This is a genomic window from Planosporangium thailandense (assembly GCF_011947195.1).
GTDB classification, from domain to species: Bacteria; Actinomycetota; Actinomycetes; order Mycobacteriales; family Micromonosporaceae; genus Planosporangium; species Planosporangium thailandense.
This window is the reverse complement of record NZ_JAATVY010000015.1, coordinates 19555-39132: the sequence shown is the minus strand read 5'-3', so window position 1 is coordinate 39132 and position 19578 is coordinate 19555. Positions and strand designations below refer to the sequence as shown.

The window sequence follows — 19578 nt, the reverse complement described above, 5'->3', positions numbered from 1 at the left end:
ATGGTGTACTGGCTCCGTGACGCTGTCCGATGCCGCCGGTGACCGCCGCCGCCTTGCCGACCACCCGGCGACCGCCGGCGAGATCATGCAGTTGGTCCTCGCCGAGGGTGCGCTGAGCCGCACGGACATCGGACGGATGACCGGTCTGTCGCGGACCGCGGTGACCGCCCGGGTCGGCCAGCTGCTCGCACAGGGGCTCCTGGTGGAGGAGTCGGGCGCCGAGTCGACCGGTGGCCGGCCCGCCGGACGGCTGCGGTTCAACGCCGCGGGCGGCATCGTGCTGGTCGCGTCGGTCGGTCGGAGCCGGATCCAGCTGGCGGTGGCCGACCTCGGCTGTTCCGTGCTGGCCGAGTGCTCCATCGAGGTCGACCAGGGGATCGGCCCGCAGCGCTGTCTGCCGCCCGTGGTGGACCAGCTGTATCGGATGGTCACCGACTGCGGGCGGGACCTGGCCGACGTACGCGGCATCGGGGTCAGCGTGCCGGGCTGCGTCGACCCCGACTCGGGAGCCATGGTCAGCTCGACCGCGCTGCCGTCCTGGGACGGCATCCCACTGCGCGAGTTGTTCCGCCGCGAGCTGGACGTACCTGTCCTGGTGGAGAAGGACGTCAACGTCATGGCGATCGCCGAACGCCGCAGTCCGCTGCGCGGAGTGCCCGACATGATCATGGTCAAGGCCTCGACCGGGATAAGCATCGGCATCGTGCTGGGCGGTGTGCTGCAGCGGGGCGCGCTGTTCGCCGCCGGCGAGCTCGGCCACGTGCCGATCGGGGTCGAACCGCCCGTGCTGTGCCGCTGCGGGCAGACCAACTGCCTCGAAGCGGTCGCCGGCGGCTGGGCCATCGCCAAGGCGCTGCAGGGGCTGGGACGCGACGTCAAGCACGTCCGCGACGCGGTGGCGGTCGCGCTCAAGGGTGACCCCGAGGCGCTCGGAATGATCCGCGACGCCGGCCGCCGGGTCGGTGAGGTGCTCGCGGCTGCCGTCACCCTGCTCAACCCGGAGGTCGTCGTCATCGGAGGCGACCTGGCCAGCGCGTACGAACCGTTCGTCGCGGGGCTGCGCGAGACGGTCTATCAGCGCTCAACCGCGCTTGCGACCCGCCAGCTGCGCATCGTCGCCAGCACCTTCGCCGAACGTCAGGGGCTCATCGGCTGCGCCACCCTCATCAACGACTGGATAACCTCCGCGTCCGCGATCGACTCCGCCACCACGGCGCCGAGGAGCCTGAACCTGGCCTAACGCTGCGGCGCGTCCCCCGGCTGTACGCAGCACGCCCGCCTGCTCTCGCCGACGTAGTGCGGGTCGTGCCACCAGTACCCGCCGTTGGCCGGGTGGTCCGGGACCGGTGGGAGCACGGTGGTGGCGACGGCGGCAGCCGGCCGGGCGGTCGTGGCGAAAGGAGCGAGCAGCTCGTCGACGGTGTGCAGGCCGCCGTTGACCATGACCTGGCGTACGTTCGCCGCCTGGGTGATGTCCTCGAGCGGGTCGCCGGCCAGGAACGCGAGGTCGGCGTACCCGCCGGGCCGGATCTGCCCGACGGGTTCGCCGAGGAACTCGCCCGGCGTCCGGGTGGCGGTGGTGAGGGCCTCGTAGGGGGTCAGCCCGTACTTCACCATGGCGCGCAGGTTCAGATGGGTGCTCACCGCCGTGTGGTCGATGGGCGAGTCGGTGCCGGTGATGACCCGCCCACCGCCACGGATCATCGCGGCGACCTGTGCCACCTGGCGGGCCAGGTTCTCACGGATGACCGTCTGGTCGGTCGTGCCGGCGGCGGTCACCGCAGCCTGCAGCGAGGCGTACTCCCACCGCGGGTACAGCGTCACCACGCGGCGGTCGGTCACCAGCGACGTGTCCTCACGCAGCAGCGTCGCCGACCCGAACAGCGTCGGCGTCCGCACCGCCTGTGCGGCGTCGAAGATGTCGACGACGTCGCGGTACCCGGTGCCGAGCGCGGTCACCGTACGCGAGTAGCCGAAGCGGTTCGTCGCGCCGATGTGCTCCATGCCGTCGCCGCCGAAGGCGAAAGCGGGGTAGTGGTAGTGCGACGTGGCGTGGACGCCGTGCGCATGGGCCCACTCGATGACCTGCTGCTGCCACTCGGCCGGCAGCCGCACGTACGCCTTCATGAGGTCGTAGTCGAGCGCGCCGGCCCGCTCGAGTTCGCGCGCGAGCTGGTGGGCGTCGAAGGTCGGTCGCATGAAGTTGTAGAAGATGCGGGAGCCGTCGATCGCCTCGCCGGTGGCGAAGTAGCGGGGGGCCAGGCGCGCGCCGGACTGGACGGACTCGCGCTCCTCGACCATGTGGTAGGCGGGGCTTCCCGGTGACCGGGTCGTGGTGATGCCCAGCGACAGCCACAGCCGCCCCTGGCGGTCGCCGTAGCAGTAGCCCTGCATCTCCCGGTGGTTGTGCATGTCGATCAGCCCGGGAACGACCACCGAGTCGCTGGCGTCGACCAGGCGGCCCGCGCGGCCGGCGCGGTGCGGCTCCACGGCGACGATCCGGTGGCCCTCCACGACGATGTCGACGTCGTCGCGCAGGCCGGGGCTGCTGCCGTCCCACATCCGACCGGCCCGGATGACGGTACGGCCGCGCGGCTGGGTGTTGGTCCAGGTCAGTGGTACGGGCACGGTCCGGGTACCGGTGCCGTCGCAGTCGACCAGGCGCAGCCGGCCGTTGTTGAGGTAGAGCAGCCGGGTCGAGTCGCCGCTCCAGCTCACCGCGTCGGTGACCTCGTGCGTGACCTGCCGTGGGGTGCCGGCGAACGTGCCGTCGGGGTGGACGTCGACCACCCACAGGACGCTCGCCACGACGAACGCCATCTTCGTGCCGTCGGGCGACCACACGGGGCCGTCGTCGCCGCGGGTCTGGATGGACCGGTCGGGCAACGGGTCGACGTAGGTGGCCGCACCCGTGCGCCGGTCGACGAGCAGGATCGCGCTGCGCCCCTCCCGGTAGCGGGCCGAGTACGGCCTGATCGCGGCGAGGGCTATCACGTTGCCATCGGCCGACCAGGTCGGGCGGCCCGGCTCGAAGGTCGCGGTGAACACCTTCCGCACGTCCCCGGAGGCGACCTCGACGGTGTGGAGAGCCCCGGTGTGGTCCAGGAACGCCAGGTGCTCACCGTCGCGCGACCAGGTGCCGGACACCGCGGCGGCGTCCGGCAGGTTGGTCAACTGACGGTCCGTGCCGGTGCGCAGGTCGCGGATCCAGATGTCGAGCTTTCCGGCCCGGTCGGTCGAGTACGACAGGTAGCGGCCGTCCGGCGACCAGGCGGGGTGACACTTCCAGAACCGGTCGCGCGTCAGCGGGAGCGGCGGCTGTCCGATCCTCATCGTGTAGATGTCGCCCAGGGCCCGGAACGCCACGTGCTCGCCGTCCGGCGACAGTACCGGGCTGCCGATGCCTTTGACCGGCCGTGGTGTCGGGGAGTCGAAGTCGCGCTGCCGTTTGCGGTACGCCGGCCGGACGACGGTCACCGGCGCGCTGAAGCCGATGTCGTGCGGCGCGCCGCCCAGCGTACGGCGTCGGATCGCGCCGTCCGCGGTGTAGACGAACTCGCGCGCAGACAGCCACGAGACCCGGAAGGGAAACACCTCCTCGCCGGTCACCAGCGGCGCGCCGGAACACCACAGCTCGCTGCGGCCGTTCACGACGAGGGTGTAGACGAGATCCCGGCTGTCGGGAGTCCAGGTAGGACTGTGGATCAGCTGGCCGGCGGGAACGGTGACGGCAGTGCTCCGCGCGCCGGTCGCCACCTCGACGACGTCGATGCGGGTGTTCGCAACCACGAACGCGATCCGGCTACCGTCCGGCGACCACGCCGGCTCGTACTCCTCCAGCGGCGTGTCGGCGACGGGTGTGACGACGCCCGTGGCCAGCTCGAGAGTGTAGATGCCGTAGCTTCCGGACCGGTCCGACGAGAAGACGATCCGCGTGCCGTCGGGCGCGAACCGTGGCTCCCGGTGGTCGTAGGGGCCGCGGGTCAACCGGCGTAGCCCCGACCCGTCCGGACGGATCAACCAGATGTTGAACGCGCCGTCACGGTAGGACTGGAACGTGATCGCGTGGCTGTCCGGAGACCACTCGGGCTGGGCGACATCGAACAGGTCACTGGTCAGCCGGCGCGCCGGGCCACCGGACGCGGGCAGCACCCACAGCACGCCGACGACGTCCATCGCGATCGTCTGAGCGTCGGGGGAGAGTTGGGCCGCGAGGTTCGTGCCCTCGTGCAGGCTGATGATCCGACCGGCGCTGTCGGCCGTCGCGGCCGACAGCGCCCCGGTCGAGTCGAGTCCGGTGCCGGCGACCGCCGCCGCCCCGGTCGAGCCGACCCCGGTGCCCGCGACCGCCGCCGCGCCGGCCATGCCAGCCAGCAGGTCCCGCCTGCTGATTCCCGTCATGTGGCCCTCCGTCGCATCACGCTCGACCGTGGTTCCACCTACATTAATCGCCATCAATATAATTCGGCAGGGCTGCGAGGTGGGGGTGTGATCGATGACGGGCGGCTTCCGGAGGCACGACGGTGCCGTTCTGCCACGCGTTGGCAGGATCGGGACGGGGCCGGGCCGTGCGGTCGTACGACCGTCCTCGCCGTCGTTGCCCTGGCGCTTCGCGCCGGCCCGGGAGCGATACCGCCGTAGGTCGGCGTCGTCATGGTGTGTCGGTACCCGGGGTTCTGCGGGTATCGACGCCGCAGTGGTCGACGGCCCTCTGAGGTGAGCATTTCGGTGTGCCATGAGAGTGAGCCCTGTTGCGAGGCTATCGGCTCAGGATCGGGCACGCCACCCGCGTGCGCGACGGTACTGTTGGTCATTGTCCTTGACGGAAGTGACTGCGGCTCGGCGGGGAGCCACCCGGCGGGAGAATCCGCATGGTGAGCGTGGAGATCGCCCTGGCTGCTCGGGCCGCGTTCGCGGAGTGCCCGACCTGGGACGCGGCCAGCGGGACCGTGCTCTGGGTGGACCTCGGCCGGTGCGCGGTCCATCGCTACCGCCCCGCCGACGGGACCGACGTCTCGACGACCTTCGCTCAGCCCGTGGCTGCGGCGAAGCCCCGTGCGCACCAGGGCCTCGTGCTCAGCCTCCGCGACGGGGTGGCGGTGACCGAGCCCGACGGATCGTTGCGGTGGCTGGTGGACTGGTCCGCGCACGGGGTGCGCGGAAACGACGTGGGCGTCGACGGCGAGGGACGGCTGTGGGTGGGCACGATCGCCAGCGAGTCCTCCCCGGGATGGCTGGCGCGCGTGTCATCGGAGGGCGCGCTCGACGTGGCGGCCGCCGACGTCCGCATGAGCAACGGCATAGCGTGGAGCCCGGACATGACCCGGATGTACTACGTGGACACACCTACCCGCCGCATCGACGTCTTCGACTACCACGCCGTTACGGGTCGGGCGGCCAACCGGCGGGTGTTCGCGGTGATCGCCGATACCGCTGGGGTGCCGGACGGCCTGTGCACCGATTCCGCAGGCGGGGTCTGGGTGGCGCTGTTCCGGGGAGGAGCGGTGCGCCGCTACGCCCCGGACGGGCGGCTCGACCGCGAGATCTCCTTCCCGGCGTCACTGACCACAGCGTGTGCTTTCGGCGGACCGGCGCTGACCGACCTGTACGTGACCACCGCGCGTCGTGATCTCGGAGACGTTGAGCCGATGGCCGGCAACCTCTTCGTCGTCCCCGATGTCGCCCAGGGAAAGCGGGGCGTACGCGTTCGCAGGGTAGCCGCGGGGAGGCGCGGCCCGCGGTCACCGGTTGCGTTGGATATGGCTCCCCTGTCTCTGTACGTGGTGGTGTGCTGTGCACTGTGCGCGGTCACCTGTACGGGCACCAGCCGTCGCGGTACTCCACGGCCGGCCGGTCGCGGCGTAACCGGACCTCGTCGTGCCGGCCGCCGGGTACCGGCTCGGTGTGTACAGCGGCGGGCCGCTCCACGACGACGCACACCTTCTCGCCCGGCCACCACCACCCGCAGGAGCGGGCCAGGGTCGCCCAGTCGTCGAGATGGTCGTTGTCCGTGCGCTCGAATCGGGCCAGCTCGAGCCGGCGCGCCATGTCGTAGTAGGCGATCCAGTACGCCTCCTGCTGCCCGTACCAGGCCGTGGGCAGCAGGCCGGGAGCGGCGAGGACGGAACGCACGGGCAGGTAGAGGCCGTCGGCGAGGCTGACCCGCAACGCTTCCCACACGCCGTGGCGGAGGACCGCACGTAGCGGGACACCGGCATCAAGCGCCTCCAGGGGCGGAAGGCTGGTCCAGGCTGTTCTGCCGGCACGTGGCGTTTTCGTCCGTCGCGACGGTGGCGGATCAAGATCCGGATGCGTGACGCATGCGTCCAATGCGCCGCGCAGTCGCGACACCGCCGTCACGAGGTCACTGGCCAGCGGCGGTGCCCCGGGCGGCCGGGTGGCCCTGGCCCAGGCGTGCAGGACCTCGTGCGTGGGCAGACCGGATACGAGGGGCAACGCCTGGCGCGGCGAGGCCACCCAGACGAACCGCGGGCGGCCCCGGGAGAGCCGGGCATAGATACGGGCCACGCTGTCCTCGGCGGCGGCCCGGTCGGCCGGCCGGGTGCACAGTCCGTGGGCCAGCCATTCCCGCCGGATCTTCACCGCATGGGACCAGTGCTCGACAGCAGGTCCACGGTGCTGAACAGGACGAAGGTGAGCGGCGGCGGTCCGCCGCGTGAGCGCGGTCACCGCGCGAGGGCGTACACGCCCTTCCTGTAGACGATCATCATTCCATGATGGTGGAACGGGTGCCGTGTTCGCAACCCGTTATCCCTCAGAGCGAATCGGTCAGCCGCGGGCGGACAGCTCCTGGACGATCTGGATCATTCGCGAGTCATGCGCGGCCACCATGGGGTAACCCCTGCCTTCCATCAGGGTTCGCCGGTATCGCAGGTACGAAGCGTCTACATCGGACTTCCTCTGGTCGCGATGGACGCAGGCGGACCCGGGGTCGACGCGGTCACGTCGCCTCGTCCTCGTCGGGTGGGCCCACGAGCCCGTCGCGCACGATCGTGCGTCAGGTGTTCATGGGCCAATTCGTGGGCGCGGTGAGATCCCGCCCACTATTTCGCGGCAAGCCCGCTGGCGGTGAACGGAACGCCGGGATCGCACGTAGGTCACGGTAACGGTGAATGGTGACCCGTATGGCCCGAGCCGGGAACGCGCCGCCCGAACGGGCGGACCGCACACCGAGAAGCGGAGGACGACTTGAGCCAGATGGACCACTTCACGTACGGCTGGGTAACACCGGTTTTCGCGTACGCGATGTCCTTCCTGGGCTCGTTGCTGGGACTGGCCTGCACGGCCCGGGCGCGCGTGGCGGGCCAACGGCGGCAGAAGGTCAGCATGCTCCTGCTGGCGACGTGGGCGCTGGGTGGCACCGGGTCCTGGGTCATGCACTTCATCGCTTTCACCGGCTTCACGGTCGGCCGATCCCCGGTCCGCTTCGACCTGTCGCTGACCGTCGCGAGCTTCGCCACCGCAATCGTCGTGGTGGGCGGCGCGGTTTTCGTGATCGGGTTCGGCCGCCCGTCGACCTGGAAGGTGGTGGGCGGCGGCCTGTTCACCGGCATGGGGGTGGCCGGCATGCACCACCTCGGCGTGCGGGCGATGCGGCTGGACGGGCCGGTCGGAATGAGCCCGGTACTGGTCGCAGTATCCGTGGCGATCGCCGTCGCCACCGCCACGATTGCGCTGTGGTGCACACTCAGGGTGAGCAGCGCGCCGGCTACCGTCGCCGCGGCTGGCGTCATGGGTCTGGGCATGTGCGCGACGCACTACGCCGCGATGGCTGCGATGCGTGTCGGCGCGCACACCCAGCCGGACCCCGCGCGAGGTATCGGCGCCGATACCTTCCTGATCCCGATCGCGTTGTTCGTGGTCGCCCTGCTCATCGCGCTCGGTTACGTGTTTCTCGTCCCGCCGGAGGTCGACGAACGACAGTTCGACCTGCCGCAGGCAGCCGCTCCCCGGCCGCCTGACGGCTCGGCTGGAGTGACTTCCGTTCGAGTCGGCCCGCTCCTCGCCATGTCAAGGCGAGCTCCTCATGCGTTTCCGCGAGAGGGGAGCGGGTGACGTGCGGTGCGGTAGCCGCGATTAAGCCGGGATCTGATGGGGAGGCGCCTGGCCGGGTCTGTTCGTGTCACCGGCTGTCACGGCGGGAGTTCGCGTTCGGGACGCGTGACTGCTGTCACACGGAGACAGGGCCGGTGGTCTATCCGGCGACCGACGAATCGTGTTGTATATGTTGCTGATCGAAGAAGTTAAATACTCGAATCGAAGGAGGGTGATGTCCACTCCTGGTTACCCCGCACAGTCGCTGTCCCCTTATGAGCGCGTCGGCGGCGTGAAGGCCATTCAGTCCGTCGTCGATCACCTCTACTTCCTGATCATGCGTGACGAGCAAGTGAAGCGATACTTCAATCAGGCCTACCTGCCGTCGGTCAAGGCGCACATGGTCAAGCTGCTCAGCCAGCTACTCGGCGGGCCACGGGAGTACACGGGTCGCGAACTTGACGACGCACATCGTCACCTCTGCATCGAGCCGGAGCACTATGCCCGGGTGGGCCGGTACGTGCTGGCATCGCTGCTGGTTCACCACGTCCCGGAAGACATCGTGGAGGTGGTGAAGGACGTGCTGGTGGCGCATGAGGAGGTCATCGTCGCCGCGCCGAGGACGGGCGTCGGCTGGTCGGTATGACCACGGCGTCTCGTCACGCGCGCTCTTCGTAGGCCGCCCTTCACATCTGTCGTTGCACGCCGTAGCGGTGCGATGTGGTGCGCCCCGCGCCGCAACCCGCTGCCGACGCAGTGACGTTCTCGCCTCTCCGTGATTGCGTTCCAATGTGGCGGACAGTCTACAAACGACGGATGCCACGCCGGGAAGGCGCCGACGTCGGCGGGGGCTCGCTCTACCGCTGTCGCGCGGTTTGCGGGTGTCCGGTCGGGTCGCATGGACATCCTCTCCCGAGTGTGACCGCACTCGGGAGAGGATGTGCCCAGGCCGAGGGCGCGGGTGTGTTCGGCTGAGTTTCGCGCCCACCTCGCGAAGGTGTCACGCGTCGGGATGTCGCTCCAGCACGCGGCCGGGGCCGAAGTGATCGACGCGAGTAGTGGCAAGGGCGTGGTTCGGCACACTTCGGACGTGGCGAGTTTGATGCCGGTGCGCAGAGCGGGTAACGTGCGCGCACCTACCCCAGTACGCATCGGGTCGCAGCCGACGCTGAATGCCGTCACTCCGACCGGCGCCGGTAGCCGGAAAGGAGCTTGTGTGCCCGATCATGTGCCCGGCCGGCCACACCGGTCGGCGGGCGAGCGCCCGTATCGCTACGGAGTCGCGGGTCTGGCGCACCACCTGCCGCACGGAGTTACCGCAGTTGCCGTGACCGACGAGCGACCGGTGCTGGTCTGGCATTGTGCCGGACCGTGGTTGGCGATCTCGTCGGGTGCCTACGGTGGCGGGCTCGGCGTTCGCAGTTGGGTGCTCAATGCCACGGTTCCGCCCGGATACGACCGGCCGGACCCGGCCGAGCACATACAGGAGGTGGCCACGCGGCTCGGGCTGGCCGGTGCCGGTACGGGGTTGCTGACCGCCGTCGACGTCCGGCATGTCGTGTCGGCAACGAGTCACGGGGTTACGGTGCAGGTCACGACCGGGGTGAGCCAACCGGTCTGGGCCGCCGGTCCGGATGTCGCAGCCGTCGGCTGTCAGCCAGGGACGATCAATGTGGTCGGCTGGTCGCCCGTCAGGCTCTCCGACGCCGCGCTGGTCAACGCAGTGGCCACGGTCGCCGAGGCCAAGGCGCAGGCGCTCGGTGAGGCGGGGGTGGATGGCACCGGGACCTGCACGGACGCCACCGTGCTGCTCTGCCCGGCCGACGGGACCGCCGAGCCCTATGGCGGCCCGCGGTCACGGATCGGGTCGCTACTCGCGCGGACCGTGCACCAGGCAGTGTCGGCCGGGCTTCGGGTACCGGATCCGACCATCTGGCCCGAACCGACTACGGGTAGATCATTCCGGTAGTCGCAGAGCGCTCGGAGACCCCGCCCAGCTGATCTTGCGGGTACTTGAGGCAGCCCCAGCTGGAATACATGCAGTCACCCTCATGTTACGGTCAGCGACCGAACCTGAGGGAGATCATGAGAAAACCAGCTGTTATAGTGGGATTGGTCTGCGCCGCACTGATCACGTTCGTGTTCGTCGCCGCGAAGGCGACACGGTCGGCGCAGGCGGCACGGTCGCCTCAGTCGGCGCGGAGCATGGTCGGCCTGCACGTCAGCGGAACGAACATCGTCGAAGCCAGCGGAAACAGCTTCGTCATGCGCGGCGTCAGCTACCCGTACGCCTGGCACAAGGGCCAGAACCAATCGTTCTCCGAGATCAAGAAGCTGGGCGCCAACACCGTGCGCGTGGTGCTGGACAGTGGCGTCGGAGCCGGCGAGGTGCAGAACATCATCTCGATGTGCAAGCAGAACCGGCTCATCTGCGTCCTGGAGGACCACGACACCACCGGTTACGGCGACAACGCCGGCGCCGTCACGCTGGACCGGGCCGCCGACTACTGGATCGGGCTGAAGAGCGTGCTCGCCGGCCAGGAGAGCTACGTCGTCATCAACATCGGCAACGAGCCGTACGGCAACACCGACACCTCCGCCTGGACCGGCGCGACGAGCGGAGCGATCAGGAAGCTGCGCGACGCCGGCCTCAAGCACCTGATCATGGTCGACGGGCCGGGCTGGGGACAGGACTGGTCGGGCGTCATGCGCAGCACCGCCTCGTCGGTGTTCACCAGCGACCCGCAGCGCAACACCGTGTTCTCCGTCCACATGTACGGCGTGTACGGCACCGCCTCCAAGGTCACCGACTACTACAACGCTTTCCGGAGCGCCGGGCTGCCCCTCGTGGTCGGCGAGTTCGGATGGAAGCACACCGACGGTGACGTGGACGAGGACGCCATCATCAACGAGGCGCAGTCCCGCGGTATCGGCTACCTGGGCTGGTCGTGGAGCGGCAACAGCGGCGGCGTCGAGTACCTCGACACGACGACCAACTTCAACCCCGACCAGCTGACCTCGTGGGGTCAGCGCATCTTCAACGGTGTCAACGGCATCCGGGCGACCTCGAAGGAAGCCACCGTCTACGGTGGCCGGGTGGCCGCCGAGTAGGTCGGCGACCTCGGCCGGAGGCATGCCTGTTTCGCTGAGCGCGAGGAGATCGCGCTGAGGTTGGCCCGGGGGTGCCCGGGCACCGGGAAGGCGACCCGGTGCCGGGTAAGGACAGCGCCCCCGGCGGCCGCGACCTCGCGCACGTTCACTGTCGCCACCGACGCCCGGTCTCCGTCCGCGCTCCGTACAGCTAATGACCAGCGCGGCAGCAACGAAACACCGACGGCCTGCTACGCCAGTACTACCCCAAAGGCAAGGCCGAGTTCCGCACCACAACCCAGGCCGACCTCGAGCCGTCTACGGGTAGTCACTCACATTGCCCGGCGGCTACGAGCACGCAGGGGAGAAGCGAAAGTGGGAGGACCGAAAGCTGCACCTCCGGATTGGGACGCCTGGCTTGATTGGGACGCCTGGCTCGCGGGCCGGGAAACGCTGAGCACGGGGCAGTTCCGGGTCGCGCTGAGCTTGTTCGGCCCGCGGCAGGCGCGAGAACTGCACCGCAGGCTCGCGCACTGGAGGCCAGCGTTCCTGCCGCTGACTCTCTCCTATCTGATAATTGTGGTGAGTGACTTCTGGTCCAACGCCCCGGTAGCCGGCGTGCTTGGCTGGCCGCTGACGCTGCTGTGGACGTGGCCAATCTTCACCACGCTCACCGGTATCGTCGGTATACGACGGACTCGTAAGGCACTGCGCGAGTCAGCGGCTCGGTGGTCTGGACACGGGCTGACGAGAAGCGAGGATTTCCTCATCGTCGTCGTTCCTACCATCGGCCGGCATGACACCTACCCCGCGCTCGAGCGCTCGGTCCTGTCCTACATCGCCTATCTCCCCAGGTGTTTTCCCCGGCTCAGGATCGACATCGTCATCGACGAGGGCTGCGAGGCGACAGGCCGGATCGCCAGACTGGCCGCCGGAAGCAAGCTGATACGGCTTGTCACCGTACCGAGGCGGTATCGCACCGCCAACGGCACGAGATTCAAGGCGCGTGCCGCCCACTACTCACATGAGCTGCGGATCCGCGAGCACGAGGATTGCGACGACGTGTGGGTGCTGCACATGGATGACGACACCGGTGTGGGCCCCGATACCGCCCTGGCCATGGCCCGGTTCATTGAGGAGCAGTTCCAGGCTGGCCGCGATGCCAAGCACCTGGCTCAGGGCATCCTGACGTACCCGCGCGAGTACGCCGTGAGCAGGCTCGTCTGGCTCGCGGACTCGGTCCGACCCGCCGAGGACGTGGGGCGCTTCTCGGCCTGGACCGGCAGCGGCACGCCGCGCGCGGGCGTGCACGGTGAACTCCTGCTGGTGCGGGCCTCGATCGAGGCGACGATAGGCTGGGATTTCGGCCCTCGGAGCATTGTCGAGGACGCCCAGTTCGCACTGATCTTCAGTGCTCGCTACGGGGGCCGGAGCGCCTGGTTCGGCGGGCGGTGCTACGGCGCGTCGCCGGCGAGCCTCCGCGACTTCTTCCGCCAGCGCGAGCGCTGGTCCTGGGGCCTGGCCGCCTTGATATTCAACCGGTCGCTGCAGCTGCGAAACCGGCTGCTGCTCGGATATTCGGTGATGTCGTGGGTCCTCGGCCCGATCACGAATGTCGGAGTAGTTCTGCTCCTCAGCATTCTCGTCGCTTCCAACACATCTCCGGAGACGCTCGTCGTCATCCCACTCTGGGCACTGAACATGGCGTACACGATCTGGATGTACTGGGAGGGCCTGCGGGTCAATGCCGGGGTGTCCGGTGACGGCCGGCGCAGGTGGTGGGAGCCGTTGGCCGTGATCCTGCTGATACCGGTCTTCGGGCTGATGGAGAGCCTCCCCGGGATGCGCGGATTCGCGAAGTTCGCCCGGCGCACCGAGAACAGGTTCACGGTCATCGCGAAGCCGTCTTGAGTACCCGAGTTCTCGCCGAACGTGAAGCCGAAGGCCGACACGATCGACCTGGCCAGGACGCGTGCCCGGTCCGGCCTTGATCGATCAGGGGAGTTCTTCGCGGCTGATGCCGGCTCCGAGGGCGACGAAGCGGCTGACGAGATCGCTGTGGCCGCGTTCGATCATGGAACCGTTGGTGACGACGGTTTCCCCGTCGGCGACCAGTCCGGCCAGCACGAGGGAGATGCCGGTGCGCAGGTCGCGGGCGACCACCTCCGTTCCGGACAGCGTGCTCGGTCCGCGCACGACGGCCTTCTCTCCGTCGACGGTGATGTCGGCGCCCATCTTGGCGAGTTCCGACACGAGGGCGTAGCGGGCTTCGTGGATACGTTCACGGAGGTAGCTGGTGCCGGACGCCTGAGTGGCGAGTGCCATCAGCGATGGCTGGAGGTCGGTGGCGAAGCCGGGATGTGTGTCGGTGATGATGTTGATCGGGTGGAGCGGGCCGGTGCGGGTGGCGGTGGTCACGGCGCCGGAGGAGGCCAGGTGCACACCCATCTGTTCGAGCTTGTGCTTCGCCACGCCGAAGTGATCGATGACGTCGCCGCCGACCAGGGTCACCTGCCCGCCGGTGATGGCGGCCGCCATGCACAGGACCCCCGCGTCAATGCGGTCGGGCATGATCGTGTGCTCGACCGCGCGCAGCTGGTCGACGCCGTCGATCACGACGCGGCCCGTGCCGCCCCCGGTGATGCGCGCGCCCATCGCGTTGAGAAACGCGATCACATCCAGGACTTCCGGTTCCAGGGCGACGTTTTCGATGACGGTACGACCCGGGGTCAGGGTGGCGGCGATGATGAGGCTTTCGGTGCCGGTGTGCGACGGTGTGTCGAGGTAGAGCTCCGACCCGCGCAGCTGTCCGGCCTTGATCCAGATGGCGCTGCCGCGCTCCTCGATGTGCGCGCCCAGGCGGGCCAGGCCGCGGTAGTGGAAGTCCAGGCCGCGGGTGCCGAGGTTGCAGCCGCCGGCGCCTTCGTACGTGACCTCCCCGCAGCGGTGCAACACCGGGGACAGGAACAACACGCTGCCCCTGAACCGCCGGGTCAGCTCGGCGGGCAGCAGCGGGTTCGCCACGGCGCTGGCGTCGATGATCAACAGCCGGTCCCCGGCGTGGTACTCGACGGTCGCCCCCACCAGCCGGGCGAGCTCGACAGCCCGCGCGACGTCGGCGATGGCGGGCACGTTGCGCAGCACGGTCCGGCCCTCGGTGGCGAGGAGCGCGGCGGCGATCATCGGCAGGGCGGCGTTCTTCGCGCCCTGGATCACGGCGGTGCCGCGCAGCGCCGTTCCGCCGCGCACGTGGAAACGCACCTCGGTCATCAGGTTCCTTCCTTCCAGGAAGCTCAGGGCGCGGTAGCGACAGCCGGAGCTCGGGGTAGACGTAGGAGTTCGGGCAGGCCGGGCAGGCGGGGCTGTCCTTTCGGTGCGCCGTGTGTACCGGCCGGGGACCACCTGGCCATCGCCGTGCGGATCTACGCGTGGGCCGCCGGCGTCGCACCTTTCGTCGCCGGTCCGGCCGGCTGCGGCGTCGAGGGCACCAGGGAGCGGCCGGCACCCCCGGCGGCTCCGGTCCTCTTGGCGCTCCTTGAACCCTCGGCGTCATCGCCGGCCCGGGCATCGCCGGCGTCGGTGCTGCCGACATGGGCCGGTGGTGGCAGGGCGATCGCCGGCTGACCGGCGAGGGCGGCGGTCAGGAAGTCCCGCCACAACCTGGCCGGCAGCCCGTCGCCCTGGATCGGCGCACCGGAGGCCTCCCGGATCGGACCGGGTTCGGCCCGGCCGAGCCACACCACCGCGGCCAGTTGCGGCGTGTACCCGACCATCCAGGCGTCGGAGTTGTCGTCGGTGTCGCCGTACTGCTGGGTCCCGGTCTTGCCGGCCGCGGCCCGGCCGGGTACCGGTCCATCGGTGCCGACGGCGTCGGCGAGGACCGCCGAGACATCGGCGGCGACGGCCGGCGGCAGCACCCGTACGTGTCGAGGCGACGCCGCGTACCACTGTCGGCCGTCCGACCCGGAAACGGACTCCACGAAGCGGCGGTCGACCCGCGTCCCGCCCGCGGCGAACGTGGCGTACACGCTGGTGAGATCGGCCGGTGTGACCGGATAGATGCCGAGCGCGATATCGGCCCGGGTTCGGCCCGGTGTCGCGTCGCCCGGCCGGTCGACCATGGACGGCTTTCCGTCGTAGCGTTCCGACACGCCTGACGCCACGGCCAGGCTGCGGATCCGCGCCGGCCCGACCCGCTCGGCCAGCGCGTAGAACGGCGTGTTCAGCGAGGCCACCATCGCCTCGTCCAGCGTGCACACCGGGCACTGCAGCCCGTCGTGGTTGACCAGCGGCACGCCGCGACGGCTGACGAATGTACGGGGCGAGCTGCCGTCCCACAGCGACGCGTAGGAGACTCCCTGGCGCAGTCCCTCGGCGAGTACCAGCGGCTTGAACGTCGAGGCCGGCGGCCGCGCCGCCGCCGCGTCGTCGAAGAAGCCGCTGCCCTGTGCGCCGCCGTAGTAGGCGCGGACCGCACCGGTGGCCGGCTCGACGGCGACGAGCGCGGCGCGCAGCTGCGGTGGCTGGCCCGCCAGCGTCGACCTGATCTGGTTGAGGGCGGCCTGTTCGGCGCCGGCGTCGAGGGTGGTGACCACGCGCAGCCCGGCAGTGCGCAGCACCTGTGGGGGAATGCCGTGCCCGGCCAGCTCGCGCTCCACCTGGTCCGCCACGAGTCCGAGCGGACCGCTGGTGGCGTCCGCGGACCTGGGAGCCACCTGGGGGTACGGCAGTCGTACGCTTTCAGCCTGGTCAGCCCAGCCCAGATTCACCATCGTGGTCACGATGTAGCGCCACCGGTCCCGCGCCGCCTGCGCGTTGATGGCGGGGTCGAAGTTGGTGGGGTCCTTGATAACTGCGGCCAGTACCGCGCCCTGGGCGATCGTGAGCCGGTCCGCCGTGGTGCCGAAGTACGCCGACGCGGCCGCCTCGATGCCGTACGCTCCGCGCCCGAAGTAGACGGTGTTGAGGTACCGCTCGAGGATGGCGTCCTTGGAGTACCGTCGCTCGATCTTCACGGCGAGCACCGCCTCCTTGGCCTTGCGCTCGGCCGTTCGCTGCTGCGTCAGGTACGCGTTGCGGACATACTGCTGAGTGATGGTCGAGGCCCCCTGGCTGTCGCCGCCGAGCACGTCGGCCAGCGCGGCGCGCCCGATACCCCGTACGGAGATGCCGGCGTGGTGGTAGAAGTTGCGGTCCTCGGCCGTCAGCACGGCCCGGCGTACCGCCAGCGGCACCCGAGCCAGCGGGACGTCGGTCCGGTTGTTCGCCCCGACCCGGGCCAACACGGTGCGCCCGTCGCGGTAGTACAGGACCGACGCCTGGGCGACCACGGGGTCCGCCGGCAACGGCACCGAGGATGCGTACGCCGCCACGCCGACGCCGCCGGCCAAGACGAGCAGCAGTACCGTCACCAGCCCGTATGCCAGCCATCGGCGCGCCCGCGAGCGGCCCGTCCCCCGCCGTCGGCGCGCGCCCGCACGCCCGGCCCGGTGGACTCCGACGCCTGCGCGGCTGGGAGTCGAATGGCCTCCATCGATCATCCGACCACGGTGGACGCCGCATTTCATGGGTGGATCCGGGACGTGTCACAGCCTTGTCACAAGTGCTGCGGTGGCGCGTGGGCCTCACCCCCGGCGCTCCGGTACCGTCACCGGACAGGACACCGGGCCACGTTCGTGACCGCTGACCTTGTCGCGCAGGGTCACCCGACGGACGGGTGCCTCCACATTCCTCGCGGCGGTCGCGGTGCAGGCGATCTGCGCGACCGCGAGATCGGACAGCTGGTCCGGGTCCGCCGGCTGTTCCGCGCCGAACAGGAACAGCGTGAGCTCGTCGCCGGCCTGTTCCGCCGGAAAGATCCGGATGCCGGTCGGCAGCTCCGTGGTGATGCCGGCGTCCTGCTCGGGTGGCAGCGGGCCGGCCGCCAGCAGGTCGAGGCCCTCGACCCGGACGACGGCGCGGGGGAACGGCGTGTCACGCACGGAGGGTGATGTCGCCGGCGAACGCGCGACCGAGTGGAGCCGGCCGTCCTGCACGAAGTACACCTGCTCGGCATACAGCCGTGCGCGCGGCGCCGCGGCGAACGAGATCGGGCCGGTGGGGGAGATCCCGCAGCCGGCGGCCCCAGCGGTGCAGCCGGCCGCGAGCAGCACGGCGACGAGCCGACGTGCCGTCATAGCGGTGCCCCGGTGCCGGCCCGGTCGGCGGCGGTCGCCGCTGCCGACGCCGTGGGATGGCGGGGGAGCCGCAGGGTGAACCGGGCGCCTTTGCCGGCCGCGTTGCCCGCCTCCAGTACGCCGCCGTGCAGGCGGGCGTTCTCCCACGCGATGGCCAGGCCGAGGCCGCTTCCGTCGGAGCGGGCACGGGCCGAGTCGGCCTTGTAGAAGCGTTCGAACACGTGCGGCAGGATCTCCGGAGCGAGACCGGGTCCACGGTCGGTGACGGTGACCACCACATGGTCCCGGTCGACGGCGCGCAGCTCGACGGTGACCGGTGGTGCGCCGTGCTTGAGCGCGTTGCCGACCAGGTTGGCCACGATCACGTCGAGCCGGCGGCGGTCGAGCTCGGCGACGATGCCAGTGGGCAGGTCGGTGTGGACGATGCCGGTCCAGCCGCGGGCGGTCAGGGTCGCCGACACCACCGCGGCCAGGTCCACTCGCTCCGGCCGCAGCACCGCGCCTCCGGCGTCGAACCGGGAGATCTCAATGAGGTTCTCCACCAGTTGCCGCAGCCGCCGCGTCTCGGTGCTCATGATGCGGGCGGCGATGGCGGCGTCGCCGCCCAGGCTCGCCGCCTCCTCTTCGAGGGCGTCGGTCACCGCGGTCATCGCGGTCAGCGGCGTGCGCAGCTCGTGGGAGACGTCAGCGACGAAGCGCCGGCCGTTCGCCTCCATCCGCCGCAGTTCACCGACGTTGTGCTGCAGCTTGCCGGCCATCGTGTTGAACGTGCGGACCAGTTCGGACAGCTCGTCGGAGCCGCGGACGCGCAGCCTGGTGTCGAGCCGGCCCTCGGCCAACCGGCGCGCCGCCCGTCGCAGGTCCCGTACCGGCCGCAGCACCCCGGCGGCGGCGCCGAGCGCCAGCAGGACGGCGGGTAGGAGGGCCAGCGCGAGGATGATCGCCGCGGATCGGGCCAGTCGGTCGATCGTCTCCTGCTCCGATGTCAGCTTCTGGACAGCGTAGACCTCGATGCCCGTGCGCTGTCCGCGAATGTCCTGCACTTCGGTGCCGGCGAGCACGTACGGCTGTCCGTCCAGGACGATCCGCTGGACGACCACCCGGCCCCGTTCCCGGACGGCGCGGCGCAGCTGGGGCGGTACGCGGTCCAGCGGCACCGGCTGGAAGCTCGACCGCCGGTCGCCGTAGACGGCGAGGCCGTTGATCGCGTCGCCGATCCGTTCCAGCTCCTGCTGGTCGGGCGGCAGCTGCGGGGGTGGGTCCAGCTCTTCGAGGCTGTTACGGGTACGGTCGGCGACCTGGTCCTGCGTCTTCTCCAACACGATGGTGCGCGCCTGCCGGTAGCTGGCCGCGGCCACCGCCGCCCCACTGAACAGGGCCACCAGGGCGAACGCCACCACCAGTCGCGGGCGCAGACCGAGCAGTCGGGAGAGGACCGGCCGGTCCAGTGGGGATCGGTGTCTGGACACGTGCGTGCTCACCGTCAAACCGGACCGAATCGGTAACCGAAGCCACGGACCGTCTGCACGTAGCTCGGCGTGGACGGGGTGTCCTCGATCTTCATGCGCAGCCGTTGCACGCAGGCGTCCACCAACCGCGAATCACCCAGGTAGTCGTGCTCCCACACGGACTGCAGCAGTTGTTCGCGGGTGAGCACCCGACCCGGTGAACCGGACAGTTCCAACAGCAGTCGCAGTTCGGTCGGGGTGAGGCTGACCGGCTGTCCCCGTTTGTGCACGGTGAGCGCGGCGCGGTCGACCGTGAGGTCACCATAGGTGCCCGTGTCGGGCTGGGTCGGCTCACGGACGGTGCGTCGGAGCACCGCACGCAGTCGGGCGTCAAGCACCCGCGGTTCGACCGGCTTGACCACGTAGTCGTCGGCACCCGCCTCCAGTCCGCTGACCACGTCGAAGTCGTCGCCCCGCGCGGTCAGCATGATCACCGGAACCGGGCCGGCCGCTCGTACCTGGCGGCACACCTCGAACCCGTCGATGCCCGGCAGCATCAGGTCGAGCACCACGATGTCGGGGCTCGACCCCCGCAGGCGGGTCAGTCCGTCCTCCCCGCTCGACGAGCACTGCACCGTATGACCCTGCCGGCTCAGCGCAAACTCCAGGCCGTCGCGGACAGCCTTGTCGTCTTCGATCAGCAAGACATGAACCATCATCTATTTGTATCGGATGGGTCAATTGAGCGCGGGCGCGTGTTCGCTGGGCGACATCGCGTTACGGCATGGCCTTCGTGACCGGCCGGGCGG

Annotated in this window: 13 protein-coding genes and 1 pseudogene; 7 read left to right on the top strand and 7 right to left on the bottom strand. The window is 70.0% G+C overall.

From position 1 onward, the window contains the following. Nucleotides 1-16: 16 nt before the first annotated feature. Nucleotides 17-1240 carry an ROK family protein gene (locus HC031_RS20035; protein ID WP_205862992.1) on the top strand — a complete coding sequence of 408 codons (1224 nt, stop codon included), beginning with the start codon at nt 17-19 and terminating at the stop codon, nt 1238-1240. Here HC031_RS20035 and HC031_RS20030 read toward each other — a convergent pair. Beyond that, entirely contained in the window at nt 1237-4401 is a 3165-nt protein-coding gene (locus HC031_RS20030; RefSeq protein WP_167926897.1) for an amidohydrolase family protein, read from the bottom strand. The two genes, HC031_RS20035 and HC031_RS20030, sit on opposite strands and share 4 nt — an antisense overlap. Before the next feature lie 470 nt (nt 4402-4871). Here HC031_RS20030 and HC031_RS34830 point away from each other — a divergent pair. Further along, nucleotides 4872-5612 (top strand): annotated as a pseudogene (locus HC031_RS34830) (SMP-30/gluconolactonase/LRE family protein); the annotation flags it as partial. A 196-nt stretch (nt 5613-5808) separates the two neighbouring features. Here HC031_RS34830 and HC031_RS33255 read toward each other — a convergent pair. Continuing rightward, nucleotides 5809-6603 carry a DUF6745 domain-containing protein gene (locus HC031_RS33255; RefSeq protein WP_338090751.1) on the bottom strand — a complete coding sequence of 265 codons (795 nt, stop codon included), beginning with the start codon at nt 6601-6603 and terminating at the stop codon, nt 5809-5811. Between the two features lie 615 nt (nt 6604-7218). On the opposite strand from HC031_RS33255, the gene HC031_RS20015 reads away from it, so the two are divergent. The 5 genes from HC031_RS20015 (at nt 7219) to HC031_RS34440 (ending at nt 13056) form a co-directional block, all read left to right on the top strand. Next, the gene (locus HC031_RS20015) at nt 7219-8076 is read left to right on the top strand and encodes an MHYT domain-containing protein (protein ID WP_240942732.1); all 858 of its coding nucleotides are present in this window, start codon (nt 7219-7221) and stop codon (nt 8074-8076) included. Nucleotides 8077-8245: 169 nt separating this feature from the next. Beyond that, nucleotides 8246-8701: a group I truncated hemoglobin gene (locus HC031_RS20010; protein ID WP_167926895.1), complete on the top strand. Its 456-nt coding sequence runs from the start codon at nt 8246-8248 to the stop codon at nt 8699-8701. Nucleotides 8702-9382: 681 nt separating this feature from the next. Further along, nucleotides 9383-10024, top strand: coding sequence for an adenosylcobinamide amidohydrolase (locus HC031_RS20005; protein ID WP_338090750.1), 642 nt, complete (start codon nt 9383-9385; stop codon nt 10022-10024). Nucleotides 10025-10140: 116 nt separating this feature from the next. Beyond that, the gene (locus tag HC031_RS20000) at nt 10141-11166 is read left to right on the top strand and encodes a cellulase family glycosylhydrolase (RefSeq protein WP_167926894.1); all 1026 of its coding nucleotides are present in this window, start codon (nt 10141-10143) and stop codon (nt 11164-11166) included. A gap of 354 nt (nt 11167-11520) precedes the next feature. After that, nucleotides 11521-13056: a glycosyltransferase family 2 protein gene (locus HC031_RS34440; RefSeq protein ID WP_205862990.1), complete on the top strand. Its 1536-nt coding sequence runs from the start codon at nt 11521-11523 to the stop codon at nt 13054-13056. Between the two features lie 84 nt (nt 13057-13140). On the opposite strand, the gene murA is transcribed toward HC031_RS34440, so the two are convergent. The 5 genes from murA to HC031_RS19970 all read right to left on the bottom strand — a co-directional run bounded on the left by murA (nt 13141) and on the right by HC031_RS19970 (nt 19485). Continuing rightward, complete coding sequence (murA, locus tag HC031_RS19990; RefSeq protein ID WP_205862989.1) at nt 13141-14415, bottom strand: UDP-N-acetylglucosamine 1-carboxyvinyltransferase; 1275 nt, start codon at nt 14413-14415, stop codon at nt 13141-13143. 152 nt (nt 14416-14567) lie between these two features. After that, entirely contained in the window at nt 14568-16556 is a 1989-nt protein-coding gene (locus HC031_RS19985; protein WP_338090749.1) for a transglycosylase domain-containing protein, read from the bottom strand. A 213-nt stretch (nt 16557-16769) separates the two neighbouring features. Further along, a complete protein-coding gene (locus HC031_RS19980; RefSeq protein WP_167926893.1) occupies nt 16770-17321 on the bottom strand; it encodes a hypothetical protein in 552 nt (183 codons plus the stop codon). Continuing rightward, a complete protein-coding gene (locus tag HC031_RS19975) occupies nt 17318-18790 on the bottom strand; it encodes an ATP-binding protein (protein WP_338090748.1) in 1473 nt (490 codons plus the stop codon). Before HC031_RS19975 ends, HC031_RS19980 begins: the two co-directional genes overlap by 4 nt. 14 nt (nt 18791-18804) lie before the next feature. Further along, the gene (locus tag HC031_RS19970) at nt 18805-19485 is read right to left on the bottom strand and encodes a response regulator transcription factor (protein ID WP_167926892.1); all 681 of its coding nucleotides are present in this window, start codon (nt 19483-19485) and stop codon (nt 18805-18807) included. Nucleotides 19486-19578: the final 93 nt, after the last annotated feature.